The organism is Pedobacter sp. (assembly GCF_045627485.1).
GTDB lineage: Bacteria > Bacteroidota > Bacteroidia > Sphingobacteriales > Sphingobacteriaceae > Pedobacter.
This window is the reverse complement of record NZ_JAZQNU010000079.1, coordinates 1-7383: the sequence shown is the minus strand read 5'-3', so window position 1 is coordinate 7383 and position 7383 is coordinate 1. Positions and strand designations below refer to the sequence as shown.

Here is a 7383-nt window from a genome sequence, read left to right as displayed (position 1 = left end):
AGTGAACCGTTAAAATACTACCACAACAACTTAACCAGCACCTTTGTTCTTGCTGAATTAATGGAAGCCCACAATGTTAAAAAATTGGTTTTCAGTTCTTCTGCAACAGTTTACGGGATGAACAACGTTTCTCCGTTAACTGAAGACTTGCTTTTAAGCACTACAAATCCATATGGCACGACTAAAATGATGATTGAACAAATCTTTAACGGCGTCATGACGGCAATACACCTGACGGTTGCACCTCTCCTCTAAAATTTTTAAGCTGCAATTCGGCTTAATTAATTGCTCAGGCAAAATTATAGTTCCGGGAACAATGTCATTATTCACCTGTTATGCGATAAAGGCTTATGGAAAAATGGCATATCGGTTGTTCTGGATTTCATTACAAACATTGGCGGGGCAGCTTTTATCCGGAAAAACTCGCCATGAAAAATTGGTTTAGTTATTACACGGAACATTTCGACACGCTGGAGCTCAATGTCACCTTTTACCGGTTTCCCACGGTACCTATTTTAAATACCTGGTATGAAAAAAGTGCAGCGCATTTCCGCTTTGCGGTGAAAGCGCCCAGATTGATTACCCATTACAAGAAATTTACCGAAACAGACAACCTGTTAGATGATTTCTATAGCACAGTGGACAAAGGCTTGAAAGAAAAATGTGGTTGCTGTTTGTTCCAGCTTCCACCGGGTTATATTTACACAGAAGAAAGGCTGGAAAAAATTATCAAGAGCCTGCATACTGATTTCAATAATGTAATGGAGTTCAGGCATGAGAGCTGGTGGCAGGATACAGTTTACAGGGAATTGGGTAAACACGCGATCAGCTTCTGTGGAATGAGCCATCCAGAATTACCAAAAACCACAATTCAAAATAGCCCGTTATTTTATTTTCGCTTTCATGGTGAAACGCAGTTATACAGCTCGTTTTATAGTGACAAGCAGTTGCAGGAATTTGCCAATGAAGTTATCCCAAAGAAAAATATCAAACAAGGTTTTATCTTTTTCAATAACGACATCAATACCAACGCGGTATATAATGCAAAAACGCTAAGGCAAATATTTTGAACCCCATTTCATAAAAATTAACTATTTTCGGGTGATTTAAGCTGTTAAAGGAGAATGTTAAAAAATCTTATACACGAAACTAAACGCTTCTTCGTTCATTTTAAAGCAGCATTTGTGTTGCTTAAAAAGAACGATCCATTACGTTTGGCGGGAGCAACAGCTTTCTTCGCAAATTTTGCATTACCTCCTATTTTACTCATTTTAATTAAGCTTTTCGGCTACTTTGTAGACCGCAGGTTATTTGCTCAGGGACTTTTCGAACGGCTGGGCAATCTGCTTGATGAGAGCAGTACTACACAAATTAAGGATACGTTGAAAAACATTGGCGCCATAGACAACCATTGGTATGCAACGCTGATCAGTTTTGTGTTTTTTTTATTTGTGGCGACCACACTTTTCAATGTAATCAAGAACTCGTTAGACCAGATCTGGAGCATCGGCATTAAAGCACACTCATCTTTTTTCTTTAAATTGAAATTACGGGGCCGATCGATGGTGATTATTCTTCTGGCAGGTATCTTATTCTTTGTGGGACTGCTAACCGATAGCGTCCAGGCCCTTATTCACGAATACCTGAATCCTGCGGCACCACTATTTGGAAAGTTTTTCCTGATGGTGCTTAACCAGTTGTTGTTTATTGCCATTGTAACCACCTGGTTTACGGTATTATTTCGTTTTTTAACCAATGGACGTCCAACCTGGAGGAATGCCGTTCGCGGTGGAATTATTACCGGCATCCTATTTACAGTTGGTAAATTCATCTTGCGTATTATGCTGCCACTTAGTAATATCGGAAATATTTATGGTGCCTCAGGGTCCATCATATTAATTATGCTTTTTGTATTTTATTCGTCTTTTATCTTTTACTTCGGCGCCTGTTTCGTTAAAGTGTTGAGCGAAGCGCATAATACTCCTATCAGGCCTATTAAAGGTGCCTTCAAATATGAAATAAAGGAAGTAGTTAGTAACCCTGATTAATTTTCTCGAATCCCTGCATTTCAAATACTGCAAGTTTATTGAGCAGGTTGTAATGTAAGGTACCAAAGAAATTAATCACCCCATGCTCGTTCCTCCCCTCAATGCAGATGTTTTCTTTTAACACCTCACGCTGGTAAAAAGGAAACACTTTGAACAGGATTTCCTCATCCTGAATTTTAATGTTTTCTGCTTTTACAGCAAATTCTTTCATCAGTTGGATGAAACTGGTCCCTTTGAGTAATGATTCTTTAATTGTCATAAGAGATTTGGCTAGCGGTGGACAACCAATCAGGCAATTATGAAGCCAAAGAAAAAGGGTAAACCGTTTAAGTTTACCCTTTTTTCACAAATGTTGAAAAATTTATATTTTACAAGATTCTATAAGACAAGCCAAAAGTAAACAGGTCCAATTTAGTTTCACCGTAATTACCTTTATTAATCTTAGAAAGACCTTTTTCATACCTTAAATCAAGCCCTAAGGAACCAAAGTCTAAACCAGCGCCAAACTGCCATGCCATGTTCTGGCCTTTAAAGTCGCCTCTGAAAACATCACTTGCGGCCTGACCAAATTTCTGCTCATCGTCTAGAATAAAAGAAAACACCGGACCTGTGTTAACACGCAGACCTACACCGGCTGCACCAAACTTAGTTCCAATCAACACAGGAACATCAAGGCTGGTAAATTTAACATCGTTTTCCAGACCATTACCAGCAACTAAAGTCGTGTTTTTACCGGTTAAGTAAAGCTCGGGCTGTAAATGTATACCTGCTGCACCGATTCTTGACCATACACCGGCAAAATAACCTGCACGGTTATCGCTGCTAAAGGTATCTTCCGTTTTAAATTTTGTGAGGTTAGCGCCTGCTTTGACGCCAAACTGAAAACTTGGAAGCAATTGTCCGTATGCCAGTGCACCGGAAAACATAAATAATGCAGATAATAGTATCTTTTTCATAATCATTTTAATTAGTAGATGTTTTCAATTAATATATTTTAATGGGTAAAATTAGTTATATTCTTCAACAACAATACCAGCTATTCACGCTTTTGTTTAACCTTATTTTATATGGACTGTCAAAAAGGGCATCGTTTTCACGATACCCCTGGACATGTTTTTAGAAAGTCAAAAGCCAGATTTATTGGCCGGCGTTATCAATAATCTGTTGATCCTTCAAAGCGCCAACATTGTTTTTGTCGCCAAAATTATTTGTTTTATCTTCAAAATAAGCTAAGATGCTTCCAATGGTATCAAGATTGTCTGCTACACGTTGGTGCATATCAGGCAAGTCTTTTTCTAATTTCTTATCACCAAGTTCAATGTTATCCACTTCTATCTTCCCAATTTTCTGAATAAGAGCTTGTTGAGAATGTTGTAAATCAACTAATTCTCTTACAATCTTTTCCATTAATTCAAATTTCGCTAACGTATTCATATGCTTAGGTTTAATATTACAATCATTATTTATAACTAATCATTACCAATTACCCGGCCAAGTTGTTAGAAATTGAAATGTTTTTAACAAGCGTTTTACATTATTCTTTGAATAAAGTAAAATAACTAATAACTTAGTTGTGAAACGCAAATACATATGCTATGACTCCATTAAAATCGCTAATCCTGATTTGTACATTAATTACAGGAACATTAAGCGTAAAAGGGCAAAATGCAGATACACTGCTGCAATATTATCAAACGCAACGTTATGCAGAAGCATTACAATATTTACAGGGCTATACTGATGACCAAAATACGGATCCGAAACTACTCGGACAGTTAGGCTACCTCAATATGATGACGGGTAGGCTGCCCGAAGCGGAGAAGATTTACTTAAAGTTATATGAAGCAGATACCAATAGTTTACCGGTACTATTTAACCTGGCTTCGCTGCAACAAAAAAGAGGTCAGCAGGCTAATGCAACACACTATTATAAGGCTATTGTGGCCTTAGACAGCAATAACCTAACGGCGTACAAACAACTGGCTACCCTGAGTAAGGGTAGTGACCCAAAAGAATACCAGTTCAATTTAATCAAGGCCAATAGCCTGAACCCCATAGATCCGGATGTGGCATATGACCTTGGTGAGTTATATATCAACCTGGGAGATTATAAAAAGGCTAATGCCGTATTAACGCCCGCTCTGCAAGCTGATACCGCGAACCTGCAGTTGCTTAAATTAAAAATGTTCATGAACCTAGCTAATAAAAAGTATGAGGAGGCTATTAAAACCGGAGAGAAATTATTGAGCTTTGGCGACAGTTCTTCATTTGTGATGAATAACCTGGGAAAAAGCCATTTCTTAACACTGGATTATAAAAACGCCTTAAAGTACTTTTTGCAGGTTAAAGACAAAGCGATGGAAAATGAAGGGTTGTTTTATAACATCGCTTTAAGTTACCGGGGACTTAAAGATTATAAAAATGCAAGCATCTACCTGGATAAAACGCTGAAGGAAGCTATATCGGACAAGACGGCCACGTATTATGGCTTACTAGGCGATTCGTATGAGCGCACAAAAAAATACCAGGAGGCCCTTGCTGCTTATAAAAGGGGTTTATTGTTCGAAAACAATGGCAGTCTATACTACAACATCGCCTTAGTGTATGAAAATGGATTGCAGGATAAAAAGAATGCCATTGCCAATTATAACCTCTATTTAAAGCACTTTACGGAGATGAATAAAAACCCTAAACTGGCTGCTTTTATCAAAAATAAAATAGAGGAGTTGAAGCGGTAGATTACCTGTTCATCAAGCGTGCTACATATTTGCCAATAATATCAAATTCGACGTTAACGGTATCACCAGGAGCGACTTCGTGCAGGTTAGTGTGTTCAAAAGTGTAGGGAATTATAAACACCGAAAACTCATCTGTGGTTGAATTTACGACTGTTAAGCTGATTCCGTTCACACATACTGAACCCTTTTCTACCGTGACGTTACCTGCGCTGGTATCGTATTTAAAGCGGTACTCCCAGCTACCATTTAGTTCTTCCCTTTTCACACAAACTGCTGTCTGGTCTACATGGCCCTGCACAATATGTCCATCAAGGCGACCGGTAGGCTGCATGCAGCGTTCAAGGTTAACACAACGGCCAATCTGCAGGCTAGCCAGATTCGATTTCTCCAGGGTCTCCTGAATTGCCGTTACCGTGTGTGTTTCATCGTCGAGTTTAACCACCGTTAAACAAACCCCGTTATGGGCTACGCTTTGGTCAATTTTCAAATCGTTACTAATGGCCGACTTGATGGTGAAATGAACGTTGGTTCCGTCCTGTTTAAGGTTGGTAACCAGGCCCAGGGTTTCGATAATACCTGTAAACATATATTTATGAAAGTTGTGTTCTATTTTTTCTCCATGCACTGCTTTGCACCTGTTGCGCTGTGGTACTGGATAGTGTTGTAGGTTTTTTTAAAGTTAATACGGCAGCTAAAGCGGCTATAAGTGCTTCATCTTCTGTTCCTGCATCCAGGCTGTCATCTTTAAAATATTTGCTCACAAAATGTGTATCAAATTTTCCAGATATAAACACATCATGTGTCATTACAAACTTGCCGAATCCAAGGGTAGTTTGGATACCTGTAATTTGATATTCGTCAATAGCCCTTACCATTCTGGCGATAGCCTCTTCCCGGTCTTTTCCAAAGGTAATTAGTTTGGCAATCATAGGGTCGTAATAAATAGGGATTTCCATGCCCTGTTCAAAACCATCATCTACACGTACGCCATTACCTTTTGGTGTTTTATAGGTTTGCAAGGTACCAATATCAGGCAGGAAATTATTGAGGGGATCTTCGGCATACACCCTGAGCTCCATGGCATGGCCATTAATTTTCAGGTCGTCTTGAGTAAACCCCAACACCTCACCCCTGGCAATTTTTATTTGTTCTTTCACTAAATCAATCCCGGTTATTAATTCGGTAACGGGATGTTCTACCTGCAAGCGGGTATTCATTTCCAGGAAAAAGAAATCAAGGTTTTCATCAAGAATAAATTCTACCGTTCCTGCGCCAACATAATTTACTGCCCGTGCAACGGCCACAGCGCAAGCGCCCATTTCTCGCCTGATATCTTCGGTTAATATGCTGGACGGCGCTTCTTCAATTACCTTTTGATGGCGACGCTGGATAGAACATTCTCTTTCGAACAAGTGAACCACATTTCCATGGGTATCACCAAGCACCTGGATTTCGATATGCCTTGGAGAAGAGACATAACGCTCTATAAATACCGCACCATCGCCAAAAGCCGATATGGCCTCGCTCACTGCCAGTTCCATTTGCTCAATAAACTCGTCTACATGGTTAACGATGCGCATGCCTTTACCTCCGCCACCAGCAGCGGCCTTAATTAAAATAGGGAACCCCACTTCTACTGCACGACGTTTGGCTTCTTCCACATCGGTTATAGCCTCTTCTGTACCGGGTACCATGGGGATCTTGTGGCTTAATGCCGCGGCTTTTGCCGACAGCTTATTGCCCATAATTTCCATGGCCTCAGGTGTTGGCCCTATCAGAATTAAACCAGCTTCTTTAACCTGCCTGGCAAAGGCAGCATTCTCAGACAAAAAACCGTAACCCGGGTGTATCGCTTCCGCTCCGGTTGCTTCACAGGCGGCAATGATGTTTTCACCTAGGAGGTAACTTTGGTTGGATGGCGGCGGTCCAATACAAATCGCTTCATCGGCATAACGAACGTGTAAAGCTTCGCGGTCAGCTTCAGAATACACAGCAACCGTTTTAATGCCCATTTCTTTTGCCGAACGCATAATGCGTAAGGCAATTTCACCTCTGTTTGCGATTAGTATTTTTTTCATGCGTTGAATCTATGTTTTTTAGTGGTCGCGACGTGGCGGTCTGGCCAGACATCATGACCTCGTATTATGGATGTAAATGGTTTAGGGTTTCAATTGCCTGATCAATCATTTCTGGCGAAACATCCAAATGTGTAACAAATCTAACAGTTTTTGCACCGGTTGCCATACATATGATCCCTTTTTTGTGCAAGGCATCAACAATAGACTGGGCAGTAAACCCTGGTGCCACTTCAAAAACAATAATGTTAGTTTCTACAGGCATCACAAACTTTACATATGATGCATTACTTAGGGCATCGGCCAGGGCTATGGCGTGCTGGTGATCTTTCACCAGGCGATCTATGTGGTGATCCAGCGCGTAGATACCTGCCGCAGCGAGAAATCCCGCCTGTCGCATACCACCGCCAAATACTTTTCTCAGCTTCCTGGCTTTATGGATGGTTTCTTTTGAACCGAGTAGAACAGACCCAACCGGGGCACCTAATCCTTTCGATAAACAGATTGAAATCCCATCGAAGT

Annotated in this window: 10 protein-coding genes; 4 read left to right on the top strand and 6 right to left on the bottom strand. The window is 40.4% G+C overall.

Features of this window, described 5'->3' with window-relative positions:
- The 3 genes from ACR2F3_RS05935 to ACR2F3_RS05925 all read left to right on the top strand — a co-directional run.
- Positions 1–255: NAD-dependent epimerase/dehydratase family protein (locus tag ACR2F3_RS05935; RefSeq protein ID WP_432709061.1), on the top strand; the 255-nt coding region annotated here is incomplete at its 5' end.
- A gap of 95 nt (positions 256–350) precedes the next feature.
- Complete coding sequence (locus ACR2F3_RS05930) at positions 351–1070, top strand: DUF72 domain-containing protein (protein WP_432709060.1); 720 nt, start codon at positions 351–353, stop codon at positions 1068–1070.
- Between the two features lie 54 nt (positions 1071–1124).
- Positions 1125–2048: a YihY/virulence factor BrkB family protein gene (locus ACR2F3_RS05925; protein ID WP_432709059.1), complete on the top strand. Its 924-nt coding sequence runs from the start codon at positions 1125–1127 to the stop codon at positions 2046–2048.
- On the opposite strand, the gene ACR2F3_RS05920 is transcribed toward ACR2F3_RS05925, so the two are convergent.
- The 3 genes from ACR2F3_RS05920 to ACR2F3_RS05910 form a co-directional block, all read right to left on the bottom strand.
- Positions 2032–2307: a hypothetical protein gene (locus tag ACR2F3_RS05920; protein WP_432709058.1), complete on the bottom strand. Its 276-nt coding sequence runs from the start codon at positions 2305–2307 to the stop codon at positions 2032–2034. The genes ACR2F3_RS05925 and ACR2F3_RS05920 overlap by 17 nt on opposite strands.
- A 109-nt stretch (positions 2308–2416) precedes the next feature.
- The gene (locus tag ACR2F3_RS05915) at positions 2417–3004 is read right to left on the bottom strand and encodes a porin family protein (RefSeq protein WP_432709057.1); all 588 of its coding nucleotides are present in this window, start codon (positions 3002–3004) and stop codon (positions 2417–2419) included.
- A 181-nt stretch (positions 3005–3185) separates the two neighbouring features.
- Entirely contained in the window at positions 3186–3482 is a 297-nt protein-coding gene (locus ACR2F3_RS05910) for a hypothetical protein (protein ID WP_432709056.1), read from the bottom strand.
- Positions 3483–3643: 161 nt separating this feature from the next.
- Here ACR2F3_RS05910 and ACR2F3_RS05905 point away from each other — a divergent pair, with 161 nt between their 5' ends.
- Positions 3644–4786 carry a tetratricopeptide repeat protein gene (locus tag ACR2F3_RS05905; protein WP_432709055.1) on the top strand — a complete coding sequence of 381 codons (1143 nt, stop codon included), beginning with the start codon at positions 3644–3646 and terminating at the stop codon, positions 4784–4786.
- A 1-nt stretch (position 4787) separates the two neighbouring features.
- On the opposite strand, the gene ACR2F3_RS05900 is transcribed toward ACR2F3_RS05905, so the two are convergent.
- The 3 genes from ACR2F3_RS05900 to ACR2F3_RS05890 form a co-directional block, all read right to left on the bottom strand.
- Positions 4788–5372, bottom strand: a complete 585-nt coding sequence (locus ACR2F3_RS05900; RefSeq protein ID WP_432709054.1) for a riboflavin synthase — start codon at positions 5370–5372, stop codon at positions 4788–4790.
- A 4-nt stretch (positions 5373–5376) separates the two neighbouring features.
- The gene (gene accC / locus ACR2F3_RS05895; protein WP_432709053.1) at positions 5377–6864 is read right to left on the bottom strand and encodes an acetyl-CoA carboxylase biotin carboxylase subunit; all 1488 of its coding nucleotides are present in this window, start codon (positions 6862–6864) and stop codon (positions 5377–5379) included.
- Between the two features lie 64 nt (positions 6865–6928).
- Positions 6929–7383, bottom strand: a 455-nt coding sequence (locus ACR2F3_RS05890; protein WP_432709052.1) for a threonine aldolase family protein, incomplete at its 5' end; no start/stop codon positions are given.

Coding starts and splice junctions, on each gene's coding strand:
- ACR2F3_RS05930 (WP_432709060.1), top strand. CDS start 351: ATGGAAAAATGGCATATCGGTTGTTCTGGATTTCATTACAAACATTGG.
- ACR2F3_RS05925 (WP_432709059.1), top strand. CDS start 1,125: ATGTTAAAAAATCTTATACACGAAACTAAACGCTTCTTCGTTCATTTT.
- ACR2F3_RS05920 (WP_432709058.1), bottom strand. CDS start 2,307: ATGACAATTAAAGAATCATTACTCAAAGGGACCAGTTTCATCCAACTG.
- ACR2F3_RS05915 (WP_432709057.1), bottom strand. CDS start 3,004: ATGAAAAAGATACTATTATCTGCATTATTTATGTTTTCCGGTGCACTG.
- ACR2F3_RS05910 (WP_432709056.1), bottom strand. CDS start 3,482: ATGAATACGTTAGCGAAATTTGAATTAATGGAAAAGATTGTAAGAGAA.
- ACR2F3_RS05905 (WP_432709055.1), top strand. CDS start 3,644: ATGACTCCATTAAAATCGCTAATCCTGATTTGTACATTAATTACAGGA.
- ACR2F3_RS05900 (WP_432709054.1), bottom strand. CDS start 5,372: ATGTTTACAGGTATTATCGAAACCCTGGGCCTGGTTACCAACCTTAAA.
- accC (WP_432709053.1), bottom strand. CDS start 6,864: ATGAAAAAAATACTAATCGCAAACAGAGGTGAAATTGCCTTACGCATT.